Source organism: Anaeroplasma bactoclasticum (genome assembly GCF_003550015.1).
In the GTDB taxonomy this organism is placed as follows: Bacteria; Bacillota_I; Bacilli_A; order Acholeplasmatales; family Anaeroplasmataceae; genus Anaeroplasma; species Anaeroplasma bactoclasticum.
Genome location: NZ_QXEV01000027.1, coordinates 1 through 22,706, shown reverse-complemented (window position 1 = coordinate 22,706; position 22,706 = coordinate 1). Strand labels below are relative to the sequence as shown.

The following is a 22,706-nucleotide window of genomic DNA, read 5'->3' as shown; positions in this document are numbered from 1 at the left end:
CACTTTTTCCTTATATAAAGCACAAAATCCAGGTATTTTTCACCTGGATTTTTTTTATCATTTTTACCCTTTATTAAAAAATGGGGAAACACAAAAATATATAGGAATTTGTGGAAAAGAAAAAACTCCCTTAGAAGCCTTAGCTTCTTTTGGGAGTTATATTTCTTATAGATCGTTGATATCTGTCTCTTCGAATTCAGCAGTGAAATCAGAAGATTCATCATCATCTTCAGATTCTCCTCTTGCTAATCTTGCGATAGAGCCATCAACATCATCGTCTTCATCAGAATCTCTTAAATCCTGTGCTTGAGCCATTGCCTCTGCATAAACAGAACCATTTTCTTCAATAGGACGATGCTCACATTCAAATGTGTCCTCCTGTAAAATACCAGTACCTGCAGGGATTAATCCACCGATAATAGTATTTTCCTTTAGACCCTCAAGAATATCTACCTTAGACTGAATTGCAGCTGAAGTTAATACTCTTGTAGTTTCCTGGAAGGAAGATGCAGATAAGAAGGAATCAGATGCTAAGGCAGCCTTAGTAATACCTAAGATTAACTGCTTTGCAACAGGTAGCTTACCCTTACGTTGCATACAATCCTTAACTGCTGCATTGTATTCTAATACAGATACATCTCTACCTGGTAATAAATCTGTATCACCTTCAGAATCAACACGTACCTTACGCATCATCTGACGAACGATAATTTCGATATGCTTATCGGAAATATCTACGGACTGAGAAGTATAAACCTTCTTTACTTCTTCAACGATATACTTCTGAGTAGCAGTTGCATCTAAGACTCTTAATAATTCCTTTGGATGAATAGAACCCTTCATTAGCTTATCGCCACGACGTACATAAGAACCTTCAGAAACTAAAAGCTCAGATGTAGCATCAACTGTATAGGATTCTGTTTCATTTGTTTCATCATTAACAATCTTAATTACCTTACCAGCCTTAGAAGGTGTAATGGATTCAACTGTACCATTGATTTCGGAAATAGTAGCCTTTCCTTTTGGCTTACGAGCTTCGAAAAGCTCCTGAACTCTTGGAAGACCTTGAGTGATATCGGCAGCAGATGCAACACCACCTGTATGGAATGTTCTCATTGTTAACTGAGTACCTGGCTCACCGATGGACTGTGCAGCAATTGTACCAACAGCCTCACCAACCTCAACTACCATATTTGTAGCTAAGTTTCTACCATAACACTTCATACAAATACCGCTTCTAGCAGCACATGTAAGAGCTGTTCTTAAGCATACTTCCTTAATACCGCTCTTTGAAATCTGAGAAGCCATATCCTCTGTAATTAATTCATTACGCTTGCAAATAACCTCACCTGTTTCAGGATTGATAATATCCTTTGCAGCGAAACGACCAATACAACGATCAGCAACAGATACAACTAGCTTTGGCTTACCATTGTCTAGTGTATTCTCATCAACAATATCAGTTACATAGAAGCCTCTTTCAGTACCACAGTCTTCCATAGAAATTACGACATTCTGAGATACATCGACAAGACGTCTTGTTAAATAACCAGATTCTGCAGTCTTTAACGCAGTATCGGTAGAACCCTTACGAGAACCGTGTGTAGAAATGAAGAACTCAGCAACAGATAGACCTTCACGGAAGTTTGCCTTAACTGGAACTTCGATAGTCTCACCGGCTGTATTAGCCATTAATCCACGCATACCAGCTAGCTGTGCGAAGTTAGATGCGTTACCACGGGAACCAGAATCGGCCATCATGAAGATGTGGTTATCCTCATTCTTAGCAAGCTCGCTCCATAGACCAGCAGAAATTTCAGCTGTAGCTGCATTCCACTCTTTCTCTACGCTCTTCTTACGTTCCTTATTCGTAATTAAACCTTCTTCGTAGAACTCAGTAATCTGGTCTACCTTCTTTTCAGCCTCTCTAACTCTCTCATGCTTGCCCTTATAATCTAGGACATCTGCCATAGAAATAGTCATACCGGCAATTGTACAATACTTATAACCTAAATCCTTGATTCTATCAAGCATTCTAGATGTTTCAGTAATCTTAAATCTCTTGAATACTTCTGCAATGATTCTTGCAATCTGCTTCTTCTTTAATGGAGCAACCTCTGGATGAGCTAATAACTCCTCACGAGATTCAACAACATTCTTAGTATCTAAGAAATACTTAAGTGGAGTTTCACCAGTTAAATTTGCCTCAGTTGGCTCATTTAAGTATGGGAAGGACTCTGGAAGAATTGTGTTGAAAATCATCTTACCCATTGTAGTGAATAGGTAATTTGAAGGTCTTCTTGCAGGAAGCTTATGCTCTCCTAAATAAGAACCATCAACAAAAATACGAGTATGAAGTGTAATTGCACCATTCTTATATGCAATATATGCTTCATCATAATCCTTATAAACATGACCTTCATTAGGTTCACCCTTACGCTCAAGTGTAATATAGTAGTTACCTAAGATCATATCCTGAGATGGAGTAACAACTGGCTTACCATCTCTTGGGTTTAGAATGTTATTACATGCAAGCATTAATAAACGTGCTTCAGCCTGTGCCTCTAAAGATAGAGGTAGGTGGATAGCCATCTGGTCACCATCGAAGTCTGCGTTGAATGGTGTACAAACTAATGGGTGAAGACGGATAGCCTTACCTTCAATTAGGATTGGCTCGAATGCCTGAATACCTAAACGGTGAAGAGTAGGGGCACGGTTTAATAATACTGGATGCTCACGGATAACCTCTTCAAGAATACCCCATACAGAGTTTTCCTGGTTATCAACCATCTTATTTGCAACAGCAATAGAATTGCCCTGCTTCATTAATTCTCTTAAAACGAATGGCTTGAAAAGAATTAATGCCATTTCCTTTGGAACACCACACTGATACATCTTTAAGGATGGACCAACAACGATAACGGAACGACCAGAATAGTCTACACGCTTACCTAATAGGTTCTGACGGAAACGTCCCTGCTTACCACGAAGCATATCGGATAAGCTCTTTAGCTTATGAGTCTTATCTACATTACCCTTTCTTGCACGCTTAGCGTTATCAATTAGGGCATCTACAGCTTCCTGAAGCATTCTCTTCTCATTCTTAGTAATAAGATGAGGAGCATGCTGCTCATACTGCTTCTTTAAACGATTGTTACGGTTTAAAATACGGCGGTATAAGTCGTTTAAGTCTGTAGTTGCAAATCTACCACCTTCAAGCTGAACCATAGGTCTTAATGCTGGTGGAATAACTGGAAGTATATCTAATACCATCCATTCAGGATTGTTATCGCTTCGTAAGAAGGATTCAACAATCTCTAGCTTCTTAATAACCTTATCACGACGTTGCTTAGAAGAAGTCTTTAATCTAGTTCTTAGCTTCTTCTCCTCTTCTTCTAGGTTAATACCACGAAGTAATACCTTAATAGCCTCAGCACCAGTCAAAGCCTTAAACTGACCAGGATATTTTTCCATCATTTCAGAATAGTTCTGTTCAGTTAAAATCTGCTTAACTTTTAAGCCACAGCCTTTATTAGAAACCTCTGTAACAATATAGGATGCTAAATAAACAATTTCATCTAGATCCTTAGTTTTTACATCAAGTAGGGTAGCAAGTGGAGATGGTGAATTTCTTAAGAACCAAGTATGAACTACTGGAGAAGCAAGCTGAATGTGACCCATTCTTTCTCTTCTTACCTTAGATTCAGTAATTTCAACACCACACTTTTCACAGACTTTACCCTTGTCTGTGTTTCTCTTAGATTTACCGCAGGCACACTGATAATCCTTAGAAGGTCCGAAAATCTTCTCACAGAATAATCCATCTGGCTCTGGTTTTAAAGTACGATAGTTAATTGTCTCATGCTTTAAAACCTCACCATGTGACCAGGATAAAATTTCTTCAGGAGAAGCTAAACCGATTTTAATGTACTTATACTGTTTCATCTTATTCCTCCTCCTCGAATGCAATTGCGTCATCTGCTTCTTCAGTAACTACTGGCTCTACTTCCTCTTCATTCTCTTTAGCTTCAAAGTTTGAATTAGCTACAGATAAGTAGTTATAAGAAACACGGTTTGTTGTAACCTGACGAATTGTATGATCAACGATAGAACGGTTAACCTCGTTCTCGCCATCGGAATTAATTAATTCAACATGAATACCTAAAGACTGTAATTCACGTGTTAATACACGGAATGCTTCAGGAATTGATGTGTCTGGTAATGGTTTACCAGATGCAATTGCATCGAATGTACGATCTCTTGCTACTAAGTCATCAGACTTAACTGTCATCATTTCACGAAGTACATGAGCTGCACCATATGCCTGTAATGCCCAAACTTCCATTTCACCGAAACGCTGACCACCATTCTGTGCCTTACCACCCATTGGCTGCTGAGTAACTAATGTATACTTACCAATGTTTCTTGCATGTAACTTATCATCAACCATGTGTGATAACTTAACGAAATACATGATACCAACAGTGATACGGTTTTCGAATGGTTCACCTGTACGACCATCAAATAGAATCTGCTTACCATCGCAAGTGTAGCCATCAACTGCTGCTTGATCATCTGGGTTTAAGCCCTTGTCGATCATTTCCTGACGATGCATGCCAGCTTCTTTCATAATCTGTTCAATATCTTCAATAGTTGCACCATCGAATACTGGAGTTGCAACCTTTAATTCAGGAACTGCTGCTTCAATCTCATACTGAGTTGGCTTATGACCGTTCTTAGCAACATATTCATCAACGAATGCCTTTCTATCACGTTCAGTAATAGTTCTAGCTGCCATACCTAAGTGTAACTCTAGTACCTGACCAATGTTCATACGAGAAGGTACACCCTGAGGGTTTAGCATAATATCGATTGGACGACCATCAGCTGTAAATGGCATATCCTCAACTGGTAAAATGTTAGAAATAACACCCTTGTTACCATGACGACCAGCCATCTTATCTCCGACTTGAATCTTTCTCTTCTGTACAATGAAGATACGAACTACTTCATTTACACCTGGAGTTAAATCGTCACCCTTAGACTTCTTGAAGTGCTGTACAGACTGTACAATACCTCCTCCTCCATGAGGAACTCTTAAGGATGAATCACGAACATCACGGCTCTTTTCACCGAAGATTGCAAGTAATAGCTTCTCTTCTGGTGTTGGATCTGTCTGTCCCTTAGGAGTTGTCTTACCAACTAAGATATCTCCTTCCTTAACCTCAGAACCAGGAATAATAATACCATTTGCATCTAGGTTTCTCTTAGATTCTTCCTTTACATTAGGAATTTCATAAGTGAACTCTTCTGCACCAAGCTTAGTGTCTCTAGCTTCAATTTCAAATTCATCAATATGTAAAGATGTATAGTAGTCATCATATACCATCTTTTCAGACATGATAACGGCATCCTCGAAGTTATATCCTTCCCATGTCATGAAGGCAATACGAACGTTTCTACCTAATGCTAATTCACCATTCTTCATGGATTGACCATCAGCAATAACATCACCACGCTCTACTTTTTCACCAACACTAACGATTGGACGCTGCATAATTGCAGTTGCAGAGTTTGAACGTAAGAACTGGTATAATTCATATTTACGAATCTGACCATCATTTTCTCTTATAAGAATCTTCTTTGCATCAACATATTCAACAATACCATCTCTTAATGCAATTAATGCTGAACCAGAATCCTTTGCAGCACGGTACTCCATACCCGTACCAACGATTGGAGATTCAGGATTAATAATAGGTACTGCCTGACGCTGCATGTTTGCACCCATTAATGCACGTGTAGCATCGTCGTGCTCTAGGAATGGAACGCAGGCTGCAGCTACGGATACAATCTGCTGAGGAGAAACGTCCATGTAGTCAATCTTATCTGTAGAGTTGAACATTTCAGCCTCTCCATTACGACGACCAATGATCTTTTCATCAATCATGTATCCATTCTCATCTAGACGAGTATTGGCAGCGGCAATAATCTTACCTTCCTCATCATCTGCAGATAAGTAAACAATTTTATCGGCAGAAACTACATTTCTACCTTCACTATCTCTTTCAACAGCGAAGAATGGAGTTTCAATAAAGCCGTATTCATTAACCTTAGCGTATGTAGCTAAGGAAGTAATTAAACCGATAGATGGACCTTCTGGTGTTTCGATAGGGCACATTCTACCATAATGAGAATTGTGTACGTCACGAACCTCAACACCGGCTCTATCTCTTGCAATACCACCAGTACCTAAGGCAGAAATACGTCTCTTCTGAGTAATTTCAGCTAGAGGGTTAATCTGATCCATGAACTGGGATAGCTGTGAAGAACCAAAGAATTCCTTTAAAGAAGATGTTAAAGGCTTAATGTTAATTAAGTTTTGAGGAGTAGCCTTTTCTACTTCAACAGTAGACATACGGTCCTCAATATTCTTCTTTAATTTTGCAAAACCAATACGGAACTGGTTCTTTAATAATTCACCAATTAATCTTAAACGTCTATTTCCTAAGTGGTCGATATCATCAATTGTACCAACACCAGAATATAGATTCATATAATAAGATACTGTAGCTAAAATATCAGACATTGTGATATGAAGTGCAGTTTCAGCATGATAGTTACCGATAACCTTTACAACCTCAGTTTGATCACCCTTAACATTATTGATGAATAGGATTTCACAAATAGGGTCCTCACATAATGTGTTGCCTAAATCGATAACGCTACGGAAGGCAGCTCTTGCCTTATCCAACTTATCATATACTTCACCAGCGATTCTATCACCATAAGAAGCAATCTTTGTACCAGCAGCAAATAATAACTCGCCAGTCTCATCATCAAAGATATCCTCTTTAGCAACAACATCCTGTGCTAATGTATGATTCTTAGCTCTCTGTAATACATCAAGCTTGATATTATACTTAAAACGACCTACAGTCTGTAAATCATATTTATTTGCATTAAATAAACGATCAGAGATTAAAGCTCTAGCACCATCTGCTGGTACTCTATCACCCTGACGAAGCTTAGAATAAACTTCAATTGCAGCATTCTCAGAATTCTTATTCTCATCCTTCTCTTTTTCGAAGGTAGCCTTTAAATGCTCACTCTCACCGAATAACTCAATGATTTGCTCATCAGTAGATAAACCATAAGCTCTTAATACTGTAGTTAAAGGAATTTTCTTGGAACGGTCTAGCTTACCATACCAAACATCCTTAGATCCTGCTTCATACTCAATCCATGCACCACGAGTAGGGATAACCTGACCAGAGAATTTGATATCTCCTGTCTTCTTATCGATTTCCTTATCGAAGTAAACACCAGATGAACGAATAATCTGAGAGATAACTACACGCTCAGCACCATTGATTACGAATGTTCCGACTGGAGTCATGTATGGGATATCACCCATGAACATTTCATGCTCAAATAAGTCGCCAGTTTGTGTATGCTCTAGCAATACCTTCACCTTTAATGGACGAGAATAGTTGATCTTTCTTAGTTTAGATTCAACAACATTGTACTTTGGGTCTTCAAAACGATAATCTAAGAAGGATAACTTCAAATCACCGTTGAAGGAAGTAATAGGAGATGCATCCTCAAATACTTCTTTTAAGCCCTGCTCGACAAACCAATCAAATGATTTTGTCTGAATTTCAATTAAGCCTGGTAGATCTACGCTTGTACGTACTCTGGAGTAATTACGACGAACGGATTTCTTACCATAATTGACATTCTTCATAAAGACACCTAGCTGTATAACCGAATGTTATACTTTTCCTTTCTATTGTTTTCTAAACTGTCTTATAGACTTTATAGCAATCGCTAAAAGGGTGTTTAATACCTTTTTTTGGATTTCCACGAATCTATGTAAAACTAAGCTTTTACTTAGTAAAACTCTTTTTCATAAGCGCATTTCAGCAAATATTTGCCATTATACGCATTTTAATATTATATTGCAAGTTGTCAAATAATGCAAGAAAAAAACAAAACTTTTTTACAAAATAAAAACCACCCGTAGGTGGTAATTAAAATATAAGCTTATTTATGCTTTTTCTCTATAGGATGGTTCATCCTTATTTAAGGAAGGTGTAGAAATGGTTTGAATGTTCTTTTCCATAAAAGATACACCAACCCATTTACCAAATTTATAAGCTACATTTTTAATCAAGCAAAGCTTAGTAAAGCCCATTGCCTTATGGAAGGCTATAGATGCTCTATTCGAAGAAGTAACTAAGGATATAATTTTACATAAGCCTAAGGATAATCCTAGTTTTTCAATTTCATTATATAATCTTTTTCCAATACCTTTTCCTTTAGAATCACAAGAAACATATATAGATAAATCAGCTGTTGTAGCATAAGCCTTTCTCGTATTAAATTTATCTAAATATGCAAAGCCTAAAACGACTCCTTGTTCTTCATAAACTAACCATGGGTAAAAGGAAGTTACCTGATGAATACGGTCTAGGTATTCTTCTTTTGTTAACTCCTTTAGCTCTAATGTTATGGCTGTTTCTCTTATATAGTAGTTATAAATTTCTACTAATTCTTTTGCATCTTCATCCTTAACTCTTCTTATCATAATATTCACTCTCTAATCGCCTTTCACTACCCCTATTATATAGAAAAAAGAGTGGAAAGTAAATTCCACTCCTTCGATATTTGTAACTTAGTTAATTAGTTAGCCTTATTAACAGAACCAAACATTGCCATCTTAATTGCAACGATTTCCTTGATTCCTTCGAAGCCTGGCTTTAATAACTTACGTGGGTCATAACCCTTCTTCTCTAAGTCCTTGCCCTCTTCGATATACTTTCTTGTAGCTGCTGCAAAATACTGCTGACACTCAGTATTAACATTTACCTTGCAAACACCTAAAGAAATAGCCTTCTTAACCTGATCTTCTGGAATACCAGTACCACCATGTAATACTAAAGGCATATCTCCGCACTTAGCCTTAATTGCAGCTAAGCAATCGAAGTCAAGACCTAACCAGTTTGCAGGATATGGACCATGAATGTTACCAATACCAGCTGCAAGCATATCAATGCCTAAATCAGCAATTAGCTTGCACTGCTCTGGATCTGCAACTTCACCACGACCCTTAACACCGTCTTCTTCACCACCGATAGCACCAACTTCAGCCTCAACAGTAGCGCCCATGAAATGAGCTAAAGTAACGATTTCCTTTGTCTTAGCAATATTTTCTTCTAAAGGTAATGCAGAACCATCGAACATAACAGATGTAAAGCCAGCCTTAAGAGCAGCCTTAGCACCTTCATAAGTACCATGGTCTAAGTGTAATGCAACAGGAACTGAAATCTTCTTTGCTTCAAATAAATCCTTTACTAAATCAGCAACTACCTTATAGCCACCCATGTACTTTGTAGCACCCTCAGATACCTCAATGATAACTGGAGACTTCTGCTCTTCAGCAGTTTCAAGAATTGCCTTAGTCCATTCAAGATTGTTAGTATTGAATGCACCAATTGCATAATGGCCTTCTAAAGCGGCCTGCATCATGTCTTTAACATTAACTAATGCCATAATTATATTTTCCTCCTAAATATGTACTCTTGTACATTTGCTATATAAATAATATTCTTTTTACCTTTTATTTTCAATAAAATGAAAGAAAAAAAGAGATGAAATCGCTACCCTTTTATTAATAGAAAAAGGCGCAGTATCACTACTGTGCCTCTGGGAAAATATAACAGTTTAGGACTAAAAGCTACTGAGATTTAGAAAATGGGGTATACTCAGTAACTTGTGGGACACTAAATCATATTGGATTAGTTACAATTAGAACTAATCATTCTCATAAATAAATCATTATATTTAATCAAAATAAACTACCTGTAGGAGTATATTCCCTAACAGTTGGGAAGCTTAGTAATGAAGGATTTGTATTAAAGTTTGTAACTTCCATATTACCTGTAAGTGTTTGGCCACCAGATGTTCCTTTTGCTTCTAACTTTAAACAAATATTATATTCCTTATCAATATAAATCTTACCCTTACCAGAATTTTCTTCTCCTAATATTTAGTATATTTATTATACTCTAAATTAATGTATTTTTCTTTTTTACAATAACGTCGTTTTCGTAAATGACAAATTTTTGAAATTTATAGGTAAAAAAGAACGTTTTTTGAAGAACGTTCTTTCTACCTGTTATTTTGAATAAAGCTTGTGAGCATAAAACTCAGGTTCTGTAGTAACCTCAATCTTAAGCTTCTTTAATACCTCTGAATCTACCTGAGGTAGGATAACTGTAGAATGTGCTTGAGTAAACTTAAGCTCATCAATTTGCTTTAATGCCATATCTGCAAGTGGATTCGTTGTAGCTGAAATAGCTAAAGCAATTAATATCTCATCTGCATGTAATCTTGGGTTATGATTTCCAAGCTTATCAATTTTCATTTTAGAAATTGGTTCTATAATTGCTGGCGTAATTAAAGGAATAGAATCACGAATACCAGCTAGAGTCTTTAAAGAATTTAGGATTAAGGCAGCAGGTGCACTTAATAATGGAGTTGTACGTGATGTTACGATTGTACCATCCTCAAGTTCAAGTGCCATTGCCTCTGTTCCACTCTTCTTCTTTTTATCTACTGCAGCTTGTACGCATTTTCTATCGCCAACAGAAATATTTAATTGTCTCATTAATAGTAAAATCTTATCTACTGCCTCTTGACCAATTTTACCATTTCTTAAATCAACTAAGGAGCGTAGATATCTTCTTATAATTTCATCCTTTGATGCTTGACATGCAGCTTCATCATCACAGATTGCAAAGCCTGCCATGTTAACTCCCATATCTGTTGGAGACTTATATGGAGATTCTCCATAAATAGCTTCAAACATAGATTTTAAAACAGGGAATATTTCTACATCTCTATTATAATTTACGGCAGTTACAGCATATGCCTCTAAATGATATGGGTCAATCATATTGACATCATTTAAATCTGCAGTTGCAGCCTCATAGGCTAAATTTACAGGGTGCTTTAAAGGAATACTCCAAATAGGGAATGTTTCATACTTAGCATAACCTGCCTTTACGCCTCTTTTATTTTCATGATATAGCTGTGATAAGCATGTTGCCATTTTTCCAGAGCCTGGTCCTGGTGCAGTAACAACTACGATAGGACGTTCTGTTTCAATATATTGGTTTTTACCGAATCCATTTTCAGAAATAATATTATTAATATCGTGTGGATAACCAGCAATTTCATAATGTAGGTAAGTTTTTACACCTAAATTATTAAGCTTTTTCTTAAATGAAGCTACCTGTGGTGCAACCTGATATTGTGTGATACATACAGAACCTACAAATAAACCAGAGGAACGGAAAGCATCAATTAATCTTAATACTTCTGTTTCATAGTTAATGTTTAAATCTCCACGCATCTTATTCTTAAGGATATCTTTTGCATTAATTGCAATAATCACTTCCACCTTATCCTTAAGTGTTAATAGCATTCTAAGCTTAGAATCTGGTAAGAATCCTGGTAATACTCTTGATGCATGATAATCATCAAAAAGCTTTCCACCAAATTCAATATAAAGCTTGTTCCCAAACTTGGAAACCCTGTCCAAAATGTTTTTAGACTGCAATTCTAAATACTTTTCATTATCAAAGGCTAATCTCATTGTCTTCTTCTCTCTTTGGGGTAAAATTTAAAAAAAGAAAAGCTCCCACTTGAGGGAGTTTGATTTTTCTAGGGTGCCCTTAAATATTATATTATAATATAATATCGAGGTCAAATGAAAAATGAACTTTTTATATGCATTTTTCCATTTATAAGATATAATTAAAAATAGGTGATACAAATGAAAAAAAACGAGAAATTATTAAGCTACTTATATCTCAATAAAGAAGACGAAATTATTCTTTATGATAAAAAGGAATCCCGCATATTCATTTATGATGAAGAATGGGCAAAAGAACACGAAACTGTTGCCATTCATTATACATATAATGATTCTATAGATGAGATGCCTATAAAGGATTTTGCTGAAATTGCAAATAACCTAATCCCATTTCCACAACCAAATAACATAGAAATTATGAAGGATTTTGCTAGAAAATATTCATATCCAGATTTACTGGATTGTTTATACAAAAAAGGTGCATATAGAAACTTCAAGAATTTATTAAGAAAATATTCTTTAGTTGATAGTTACTATGCGTTTGAAGATAAATGCTACAAAAAAATAATTACAGACTGGGAAATTCAATTTGGAATTATAGAAAAGAAAATCACTAAAAAGGAAAGAACAAATCTAGTTAAGCTTTCTAATGAGGCTTTTTCTTATCATCCTTGGGAATATTTCACAGATGAGGATTATTTCACTATTCATTATTTAAATAAAGAAATATCCTATATTGTTTTGGGCCATTATGGTAATTGTTATGGCTTATGTATTTATTTTGGAAAAGAAGGAAAACGTGAGTTACAGCTTGAAAGTATGATAGCATCCTTAGATGAGGAATCCTTACTTCCTATGGCAATTAAAAACTCCTATGCAATTTATTTTGATCCATATGATACATTAACTCCAGAGGATAAAGACTTCCTAGATGGCACAATAAAGGAAATTGAAGATATTCCATATCCATCATTTAATGTATTTAGCATAGGTAGACCAGTAACACCTGCTAAAAACTCACACCATTATAAAGATATTTCCGTAGCATTAAGCTTATTTAATACTTTTATGGAGAAGTATATTGAAAAACCAATAAACTCAAAACAAGTATTCCATTTAGATATAACCATTGATGATGATTATAATGTAAAATACAAAAAGACTAAAGAGGAGGAATCTCCAATTCCATATTTTGATTTGAGTCTTTTAGAAAACGAAAATGAATATAAAAAGTGCAATAGTACTTATGTATTAGATATTGCTGTATCTCCAGGCCCTGTTGTGAAAGATGGAGAATCATATTTGCCATTCATACCAATTCTTTATGATTTAAATAAGGATAAAATTGCTTTTGCAGTTTCTACTATTGCAGAATGTGATGATTATGTTTCTGCAATTTATCATGAATTAGATTCTTACTTTAAATCTACAAGAGCGCCAAAGGAAATTCTTGCAACTAATCCAATAGCAAGTCTTCTTGGAGTTCTTCTATTAAAGGATAAAGATAGAGTTTCTAATGCTAAAAAGAAATATGAAACACTTGAAGAATTTAAACAAGGACTTCTTGATCAATTAGTTTCCGAAAGAAAAGATACTATAATTCAATAAATTAAAAATGCTCCTAATGGATTGTTCCAAAAGGAGCATTTTTTAGCTTTTTATTAATACTAGTTATTTGTGTTGTTATTCTTTACAACAACATCATGTGCTCCACCTTCAACGATAGAAACACTAGATACTAAAGTAAGTTTAGCTTTAGATTGTAATTCAGGAATAGAAAGTGCACCACAGTTACACATTGTATGACGAATTTTAGATAATGTTACAGCAAGTGTATCATGAAGTGGACCTGCATAAGGAACATAGGAATCTACACCTTCAACGAAGGAAAGCTTCTTTGAACCACCTAGGTCATATCTTTGCCAGTTTCTAGCACGAGCACTACCCTCACCCCAGTATTCCTTCATATAATTACCATTTACTAGCATCTTTTGAGTTGGAGACTCATCGAATCTAGCAAAATATCTTCCTAACATACAGAAATCACATCCCATAGCTAAAGCAAGTGTAATATGGTAATCATGAACGATACCACCATCAGAGCAAATAGGAATATAAATACCAGTTTCCTTAAAGTATTCATCTCTAGCCTTTGCAACCTCAATTACTGCAGTTGCCTGACCACGACCAATACCCTTAGTTTCTCTTGTAATACAAATAGAGCCTCCACCAATACCAATCTTGATGAAATCCGCACCAGCCTCAGCTAAGAAACGGAAGCCTTCTCTATCTACAATATTACCAGCACCAACCTTAACTGTATCGCCATATTTTTCTCTAATCCATTTAATTGTATTCTTCTGCCAGCAAGAGAATCCTTCTGATGAATCAATACATAATACATCCGCACCAGCCTCAACTAATGCAGGAACTCTAGTCTCATAATCTCTAGTGTTGATACCAGCACCTACAATATATCTCTTATGAGAATCTAAAAGCTCTAATGGATTTTCTTTATGAGAAGAATAATCCTTACGGAATACAAACGCAACTAAGCATCCATTCTTATCAACAATTGGAAGACTATTTAATTTATGATCAAAAATGATATCATTTGCTTCCTTTAAAGTAGTTCCTTCAGGAGCTGTTACCATTTTTTCAATTGGTGTCATGAATTCTTTAATCTTTAATGCTCCATCCATACGAGATACTCTATAATCTCTTGAAGAAACAATACCCATTAGCTTACCAGATGGAGTACCATCTTCTGTAATAGCTACAGTAGAATGGCCTGTTTCTTCCTTCAATCTTAATACATCATCAAGTGTATCTAAAGGAGATAGGTTACAATCACTTGTAACAAAGCCAGCCTTGTAAGACTTAACTCTTTTTACCATTGCAGCTTGATTCTCAATTGTTTGAGAACCATAAATAAAGGAAATTCCACCTTCCTTTGCCAAAGCAATTGCCATTGTATCATTAGATACAGATTGCATAATTGCTGAAATCATAGGAATGTTCATTGAAATTGCTGCCTCTTCACCCTTTTTAAACTTAACAAGGGGAGTTCTAAGTGAGACATTTTGTGGAATACAATTCTCATCAGAATAACCAGGAACTAACAAATACTCGCTAAAAGTATGTGATGGTTCATCATAATAAAAAGCCATTTTATAATCCTCCAAATTTTATATAATTTCAAACATTTTAACATTAAAAACAGCGATTTTCAATAGATATTTGTTTCATAAAACTATGGAAACGATTACTTGAAATTTTATTCAAAAGAAAAGGATAGATCCTATATATTTAGAATCTATCCTAATAAATATTAAGCCTTATTGTTAGAGCCTAAAACTTCTACAATCTTATGCTTTACAACATCCTTAACGTTCTTTCTACCATCACCTAAATACTGACGTGGGTCGAAATGATCAGGATGCTCATCAAAATGAAGACGAATTGCTGCAGTCATACCTAAACGTAGGTCTGAGTCAATGTTAATCTTACATACAGCCATCTTAGCTGCTTCTCTTAATTGATCTTCAGGAATACCGATTGCATCTGGCATCTTTCCACCATGCTCGTTAATAATCTTAACATATTCCTGAGGAACGGATGAAGAACCATGTAATACAATTGGGAAGCCTGGTAATCTCTTCTCTACTTCCTTTAAGATATCGAATCTTAGTGGAGGTGGAACTAAAATACCATCCTTATTTCTTGTACACTGTTCTGCCTTAAACTTATATGCACCATGAGATGTACCAATAGCGATAGCTAAAGAGTCTACACCAGTACGCTTAACGAAATCCTGTACCTGATCAGGATCTGTATAGCTTGACTTACCGAATTCAACCTTTACATCATCCTCAACACCTGCTAAAGTACCAAGCTCAGCTTCTACTGTTACATAGCGTCCACGAGCCTTAACGTCATGAGCGTACTCACAAACCTTTCTAGTTACTTCAACATTTTCTTCATAAGAATGACCAGAATAGTCAATCATAACAGATGTGAATCCATCATCGATACAAGACTTACATAATTCGAATGAATCACCATGGTCTAAGTGTAATACGATTGGAATATTTGGGTTGTTCTCTACAGCTGCTTGAACCATATGAACTAAGTATCTAGCGTTAGCATACTTTCTAGCACCAGAAGATACTTGTAGGATAACTGGAGAATTTAATTCACCAGCAGCTTCAGTGATAGCCTGAACGATTTCCATGTTGTTAACATTGAAAGCACCAACAGCATATCCTTCCTTATAAGCTTTTTCAAATAATTCTTTAGAATTTACTAAAGGCATAAATATTTTCCTCCTATAATGTTTTAAATAGTAAATACCATATATATGGTATCACATTTTTTAATTGAAAACTATACTTATCACAAATTATTCGCCTAATTTTGCTTCAAGTACAGATCCTGTTTGATTCGTTCTAAATTCTTCTAGCTTTAATGATAGTTCCTTATCCTCAATACTTAAAATAGATATTGCAGATAAAGCTGCATTCTTTGCACCATTAATAGCTACTGTCAAAACAGGAACACCACCTGGCATTTGAACAATAGAAAGCAAGGAATCAAGTCCATTTAGAGCTCTTGATTTTACAGGAACACCAATAACTGGTAGTGTAGTCATTGCAGCTACCATACCAGGTAAGTGAGCAGCTCCACCTGCTCCTGCAATAATTACTTTAATTCCTCTTTCTTTTGCAGTATGTGCATATTCATACATTAAATCTGGAGTTCTAGGTGCAGATACTACTCTTTTTTCATAATCTACACCAAACTCTTCTAGTACGCTACATGCATCCTTCATAACCTCATAATCTGAGGTAGATCCCATAATAATTCCAACCTTAGGCATAATTAATCACCAATAATTTCAAATAATCTCTTAGCTGCGATTGCAGGACCTTCATGCTCCATTCCAGGAACAGCAAGTCTTGTATGTAATACACCAACCTTTGTGCCATCTTCAAATAGCTTATCAAAGATTCTATCAATAATTACTCTAGTCTTTTCTTCTCTTTGAACTGGACCAAATGGATTTGCGAAGAATGTTTCTGTCATACCAACCTCTTGAGTTGTCCCCTTAGCTCTTCTTGCACCACGAATGAAGATTGGCTTAGCCTCATCTGCAGTCTTATAGAATTCAACTGCATCTTCACATTCAGGATCATAGTTGTTTGCATATAATACCATATCTACACTATATCCTTCCATAATCTGTGGATATGTAGCTACTGGAATAACTAAACGAGAGTTTGTCTTATCTGGATTCATGAATATAGCTCTATCCATTTCACGATAAGCATATCCACCAGTCATATCATCTAGTCTTACGAATGCACCAATTTCAGTACCATAAGCCTTGATGTTTCCATCCTTATCCATCTTAAATGTACCCATATCATCGAAGATAGTAAGCTGTGATGAAATATCATCTCCAGCCATTTCAGAAAGTGCCTCTAAAGATTCACTCTTACCAGCACCAGAATCTCCAATGATTACAATATTCTTTGTCTTACCAGACTTCATTGTGATATGTACACAAGCACCATGAAGTGGTAGGGCACCTTCTTCAATCATCTTTGTATTATATAAAGTTAATAGCATCTTCTTCATATATCCAAAGTAATCGATAGTTGAATTATGAGGTGCAACACCTACATAAATATCATTTTCCTTATCATAATAGAAATAAGATTCATCTTCATAATCTGCACCAAAGATATAGATTAATTCAGGCTTTCTGCCCTTAACCTCAGATACTGGTACAAATTCGAATAGGTTACATAATGTAATACCATGAGCTAGATAATCTCTATGGAAATATACATAAGCAAGCGCACTACCAACCTTTGCAGCATAGCAATAATATTCCTTTGCCTTAAAGTTATCCTTAATCCAGTTAATAGGATTTTCCTTTGCTTCAGGATAAGTACCTGTTCTCTTGTTCTTATCAGAATAAGAAATGAAAGGTGGACGGATAATGATTTCTTCAATAGCCTCACAATCTGTTAAGAATGCATATGGAGAATCCTTCTCCATCCAATGATTCTTTGTGATTAGGATAGCTGCATTAGTACCTGCAGGAAGCTGACGGTAAATTGGGAATCTATGTCCATAAAGCTTCTCACAAATTGTACGATAAGTCTTAAGTACAACATCATTGAACTCTGTTTGAGCTTCAATGAAGGATGCAGTTTCAATACCATCCATTGTAGCACGTGTGAATACTACAGCGTATCTTTCAAGCTTTCTCCAATAATCATAGAAATTCTGAACCAAATCATACCAAACATCCTTTCTAGTTAAGGATTGGTTATAAAATGGGTCAAAGCTTTGAACCTCTTCTACGCTAAATTCAAGTAAGAACTTAAATAAACGGATAGTCTTAGTTTTTACATCACGACGAGTAAAAACATTTAAAACTGGTAAGAATGCCTGATTCTCAGTTTTATATAAATGATCTACATACTTGCTCCAAACCTCTTCGAAACAAGCACTAGATAATACCTCAGCTTCAGTCTTACAAAACTTCTCAGAGAAGTTCATAATGACCTGACGCTTTCCTGTAACATATTCCATAAAAAATCTCCTCCTAAAAAATACTACTAGAATAGACCAACGATTTTATCGTTAACAATATCCATTCTTTCTGCCGCAGGCTCCTTTGGTAAGCCTGGCATTCTCATAATATCTCCAGATAATGCAACGATAAAGCCTGCGCCAATAGATGGTGTAACTCCACGAATAGTTACTGTGAAGTCCTCAGGTCTACCAAGTAACTTTGGATTATCTGTTAAAGAATACTGTGTTTTAGCCATACATACCAATTGTTTAGCAAAGCCAAGCTTTTCTAAACGAGCAATCTGGTTTTTAGCCTCCTGTGTGAATTCCACATTAGAAGCTCCATAAATTTCTGTACAAATCTTAACAATCTTTGTTTTGATTGTATCTTCTTCATCATAAATAAATTTGAATTCATTCTTGCCATTTTCAATTTGGTCAATAACCTTCTTTGCAAGGTCAATTGCACCTTCGCCACCCTTAGCCCAAACTTCAGATAGGCTAACTGGATGACCATTAGCAATACTCCAATCCTCTAAAGCCTTAAGCTCAGCTTCAGTATCGGATGTGAAGCGGTTAATTGCAACAACATATGGAAGACCAAACTTCTTAATATTTTCAATATGCTTTTCTAGGTTACCAAAGCCAAGCTTTAATGCTTCAACATTTTCTAAACCTAAATCTTCCTTCTTAACACCACCATGCATCTTTAAAGCACGAATAGTTGCAACAATGACAACAGCGTTTGGCTTTAAGCCTGCCTGACGGCACTTAATATTTAAGAATTTCTCTGCACCTAAGTCTGCACCAAATCCTGCCTCAGTTACAACATAATCACCATAAGATAATGCCTTCTTAGTAGCAATTACTGAATTACATCCGTGCGCAATATTTGCGAATGGTCCACCATGAATAAATGTAGGTGTATGCTCTAAAGTTTGTACTAGGTTTGGCTTTAATGCATCCTTTAAGATCATCATTAATGCACCAGTAATCTTTAAATCCTTAATAGTTACTGGCATTCTATCTCTATTGTAGGCAACAACTGTTCTATCAAGTCTTGCTCTTAAATCATCCATATCCTTAGCTAAACATAGGATAGCCATAATTTCAGATGCTACGACGATATCAAAATGATCTTCTCTTGGAACACCATTTGTATGTCCGCCTAAACCTACAACACAATTTCTTAATGCACGGTCATTCATATCAATAACTCTATGCCATGTAATTCTTGTTGGATCAATATCAAGCTCATTACCATGGAACATATGATTATCGATTACAGCAGCTACACAGTTATTGGCAGCCTCAATCGCATGGAAGTCACCTGTAAAGTGTAGGTTGATATCTTCCATTGGAACTACCTGTGCATATCCACCACCTGCAGCTCCACCCTTTACACCTAAAACTGGTCCAAAGGAAGGCTCACGTAAGGCGATAACTGTCTTCTTACCTAAACGGTGAAGCGCATCACCTAAACCAATAGTTGTAGTTGATTTACCTTCTCCTGCTGGAGTTGGGTTAATTGCAGTAACTAAAATTAATTTACCATTTTTGTTACCGAAAGAATCTAAGGCAACCTTTGCCTTATACTTACCATAAAGTTCTAAGGAATCATCATCAATTCCTAATTCCTTAGCAATTTCTGCAACAGGAGCCATTTTCGCAGCCTGTGCAATTTCTAAATCTGTTAACATACAAATCCACCCTTCTTGTTTTTGTTTGTCGTACAAAGTCATTTGTTTTTCACAAATATACACATATCATACCACATTCGTTAGTTATATAAAACTATTCCTATACCACTTTTTTTGGAAAACGTTTTATCTTAAACTGACTGTTTTTTCTTCAAAATCGACCATAACTTTCTCTTCCCTCGATGTTGGAATATTCTTTCCGATAAAGTCAGCTCGAATTGGTAATTCTCTATGCCCCCTATCTACAAAAACTGCAAGCTCAATTTTGGATGGTCTACCCATATCTATGATGGCATCCATTGCAGCTCTTGCACTTCTACCTGTAAATAAAACATCGTCCACTAGGACAATGACCTTGCCATTAATGTTTTCTGTAAGTATGTTTTTCACATCACTTTTCTTTTCATCATCTCGATGTGATGAAATATCAATTGCTTCAACTGGTACATTTATTCCCTCAAATAAAAAAATAAGGGACTGTATTTCCTTAGCTATTGGAGTCCCTTTCTTCTCTATTCCGACCAGAATAAGAGAGGAAAGATCTTCATTTCTTTCAATGATTTCATGCGTCATACGCTTTAATGTTCTCGTAAACTGTTCGTTTTCAATTATTGTTTTCATATTGTACCTCTCTGGATATCCTTAATATAATAAAAAATTATTCACATTTGCTTATTATTATACTATTTAAAATGACAAAAAGGAAGCCTAAAAGGCTTCCATTTCAAATTTTATTCCTCGTATTCATCATCTTCTGGAAGATTTGCGTTATGATAAATTGCTTCGAAATCATCATATTCTTCCAATAGAGATAAGAATCTCTTGAACTTCTCTAAATGCTCTTCATCTAAGTCTACATAAGTAGATGGAACCATAGTTACCTCACACTGGTCGAATTCAAGGTCTTCCTTTACTGCAAGTAATGCAGACTTAATTGCCTCGAAATCAGCTGGTGCTGCTGTAATATTAACGTAGCCATCACTATCTGTATTTAAATCCTCAAAATCTAAGCCGGCTTCCATTAAAGCTTCCATAGTCTCATCTTCAGATAATCCTTCATATGAGAATAAAGCCTTACGAGCGAACATATATGATACAGAAGTACCAATTGTTCCACCTGTCTTATTGAATGCTGTACGAGCTTCAGTATATGTACGGTTATCATTATCTGTTAAGAATTCAACGATAACTGCAACCTGTCCAGGTCCATATCCTTCATATACCTTTTCTTTAGTAGCTCCACTTGTTACACCCTTAGCCTTTTCAATAGCACGCTTAATAACGTCCGCAGGACACTGGTCCTTCTTTGCTCTTGCAATAACGTTCTTTAATCCCTGATTCATTTCAGGATCAGGTACACCTGCCTTAGCTGCTGCAAAGATTTCCTTATTCCATCTTGCATATTTTGCGGATTTCATTGCTGCTGTCTTAGCCATAGATGCAGCACGAACTTCATGAGCTCTACCCATAATTTTACACAACCTTTCGATTTCTAAATTTCAATTACTTTAATATTATATTAAAAAAGAATATATCTTGCAAGAAATTTTTAAATTTCTACTTTAATACCTATAATCAATCACTAAAATCTCAGAACTACCTGAGGTTCTTAAAGGGAATCCCCACGCACCATATCCTCTAGTAACAAATAAATTAAAATTACCTTCTTGATATAATCCATAGCTTACACAGCCATATCTTATTTTATGATATAAGGATATAATTATATCTCCGGGGAATATTTGACCATTATGTGTATGACCAGATAATTGTAAAATAGCATTTTGATTTAAGCTATCCTTAAAATCCTGTGGCTGATGATCTAAAACAATTAAATCTAAATTAGAATCGTACAAATTACTCTTTCTTAAAATAGATTCAATAGACTCTCTTGTATTAGATTTACCACCAAAATAATAATCTCTTCTTCCAACTAGTCTAATTGCATCTCCAACTACTACTGCCTCATTATCTAAATAATGGAAATTTGGCGCTAATTCTTCTACATGACGGAAAAATGAATTTACAGCACTTAAGGAATTTGTTTCAAATTCATGATTACCACTAATATCATAAATACCATAGGTAGACTTAATATCCTTCATGTAGGATGCGAATACATTATAATCTAAATATGGTCTTCCCTTAGATGATTCACTAGATGCATATTTATCTATTGTATCTCCTAAAAAGAATATAACATCAGCATTTTTACTATTTAAATCATCAACTAAATCATTCATATCTACTATACAGCCTGTAGTACCATAATGAATATCGGATACAACAACTATATTTAATTTCTTATCTCCACTACCTATACTTATATTTGTAGTAGTAGGATTTTTAACAGATAAAATACCAATAATTACTACAAGAATAGATAAGAAAAAGCAAGAAGCAATTATAATAGGTCTAGTTTTATAATTCTTAAAAATCTTTGCTAAGTTCAAACAAAAAGTTGGTAATTAAGAAAAAATTCCATAATGATATGCTCCATAGGCCTGATATAAATCAATAGGCATAGGAAGCTTAGTTATATTTCTTACCGCTATTGTATGAACTTGTTTCATTGATTCCATATAAGTAAATGAAACTCTTGCCTCGGCCTTTACTCTATATTTAATCTTCTTTAAGAACAGAAGCCAGTTTAAATAATCCTGAAGATGTCTTGTTGATATGCCATGCTTTTTTGAAATCAAAATTGATAGTTCACTATGAATCTGATTTACATTTGATACTGTGTGATTATTTTT

The 22,706-nt window shown here is 35.4% G+C and carries 14 protein-coding genes and 1 pseudogene; 1 reads left to right on the top strand and 14 read right to left on the bottom strand.

What is annotated here, in order from left to right:
* Positions 1 to 165: 165 nt before the first annotated feature.
* The 5 genes from rpoC to EI71_RS08365 all read right to left on the bottom strand — a co-directional run bounded on the left by rpoC (position 166) and on the right by EI71_RS08365 (position 11,662).
* On the bottom strand, positions 166 to 3,945 hold the full coding sequence (rpoC, locus tag EI71_RS08385) for a DNA-directed RNA polymerase subunit beta' (protein ID WP_119016797.1): 3,780 nt from the start codon (positions 3,943 to 3,945) through the stop codon (positions 166 to 168).
* A gap of 1 nt (position 3,946) precedes the next feature.
* Positions 3,947 to 7,747, bottom strand: coding sequence for a DNA-directed RNA polymerase subunit beta (gene rpoB, locus EI71_RS08380; RefSeq protein WP_119016796.1), 3,801 nt, complete (start codon positions 7,745 to 7,747; stop codon positions 3,947 to 3,949).
* 303 nt (positions 7,748 to 8,050) lie between these two features.
* A complete protein-coding gene (locus EI71_RS08375; protein ID WP_119016795.1) occupies positions 8,051 to 8,590 on the bottom strand; it encodes a GNAT family N-acetyltransferase in 540 nt (179 codons plus the stop codon).
* 95 nt (positions 8,591 to 8,685) lie between these two features.
* Positions 8,686 to 9,555, bottom strand: coding sequence for a class II fructose-1,6-bisphosphate aldolase (gene fba, locus EI71_RS08370; RefSeq protein WP_119016794.1), 870 nt, complete (start codon positions 9,553 to 9,555; stop codon positions 8,686 to 8,688).
* Positions 9,556 to 10,180: 625 nt separating this feature from the next.
* Positions 10,181 to 11,662 (bottom strand): DUF1846 domain-containing protein, encoded by a 1,482-nt coding sequence (locus EI71_RS08365; RefSeq protein ID WP_119016793.1) that lies wholly within the window; start codon positions 11,660 to 11,662, stop codon positions 10,181 to 10,183.
* A gap of 180 nt (positions 11,663 to 11,842) precedes the next feature.
* Between EI71_RS08365 and EI71_RS08360 the strand changes: the two genes are divergently transcribed.
* Positions 11,843 to 13,270 (top strand): DUF7309 domain-containing protein, encoded by a 1,428-nt coding sequence (locus EI71_RS08360; protein WP_119016792.1) that lies wholly within the window; start codon positions 11,843 to 11,845, stop codon positions 13,268 to 13,270.
* Between the two features lie 59 nt (positions 13,271 to 13,329).
* Here EI71_RS08360 and EI71_RS08355 read toward each other — a convergent pair whose 3' ends face one another.
* From EI71_RS08355 to EI71_RS10215, 9 genes and pseudogenes are all read right to left on the bottom strand, one after another.
* Entirely contained in the window at positions 13,330 to 14,832 is a 1,503-nt protein-coding gene (locus EI71_RS08355) for an IMP dehydrogenase (protein WP_119016791.1), read from the bottom strand.
* Between the two features lie 161 nt (positions 14,833 to 14,993).
* Positions 14,994 to 15,977, bottom strand: coding sequence for a class II fructose-1,6-bisphosphate aldolase (gene fba, locus EI71_RS08350; protein WP_119016790.1), 984 nt, complete (start codon positions 15,975 to 15,977; stop codon positions 14,994 to 14,996).
* 87 nt (positions 15,978 to 16,064) lie between these two features.
* Complete coding sequence (gene purE / locus EI71_RS08345; RefSeq protein WP_342769504.1) at positions 16,065 to 16,544, bottom strand: 5-(carboxyamino)imidazole ribonucleotide mutase; 480 nt, start codon at positions 16,542 to 16,544, stop codon at positions 16,065 to 16,067.
* Positions 16,544 to 18,268 (bottom strand): phosphoenolpyruvate carboxykinase, encoded by a 1,725-nt coding sequence (locus EI71_RS08340; protein ID WP_119016788.1) that lies wholly within the window; start codon positions 18,266 to 18,268, stop codon positions 16,544 to 16,546. The genes purE and EI71_RS08340 overlap by 1 nt, the downstream gene beginning before the upstream one ends.
* Positions 18,269 to 18,294: 26 nt before the next feature.
* The gene (locus tag EI71_RS08335) at positions 18,295 to 19,950 is read right to left on the bottom strand and encodes a formate--tetrahydrofolate ligase (RefSeq protein WP_119016787.1); all 1,656 of its coding nucleotides are present in this window, start codon (positions 19,948 to 19,950) and stop codon (positions 18,295 to 18,297) included.
* Positions 19,951 to 20,076: 126 nt separating this feature from the next.
* Positions 20,077 to 20,571: a bifunctional pyr operon transcriptional regulator/uracil phosphoribosyltransferase PyrR gene (gene pyrR, locus EI71_RS08330; RefSeq protein WP_119016786.1), complete on the bottom strand. Its 495-nt coding sequence runs from the start codon at positions 20,569 to 20,571 to the stop codon at positions 20,077 to 20,079.
* A 110-nt stretch (positions 20,572 to 20,681) separates the two neighbouring features.
* Positions 20,682 to 21,419: a YebC/PmpR family DNA-binding transcriptional regulator gene (locus tag EI71_RS08325; RefSeq protein ID WP_119016785.1), complete on the bottom strand. Its 738-nt coding sequence runs from the start codon at positions 21,417 to 21,419 to the stop codon at positions 20,682 to 20,684.
* A gap of 93 nt (positions 21,420 to 21,512) precedes the next feature.
* Positions 21,513 to 22,403 carry a metallophosphoesterase gene (locus EI71_RS08320; RefSeq protein WP_162849898.1) on the bottom strand — a complete coding sequence of 297 codons (891 nt, stop codon included), beginning with the start codon at positions 22,401 to 22,403 and terminating at the stop codon, positions 21,513 to 21,515.
* A 15-nt stretch (positions 22,404 to 22,418) separates the two neighbouring features.
* Positions 22,419 to 22,706: pseudogene (locus EI71_RS10215) on the bottom strand (hypothetical protein); the annotation flags it as partial.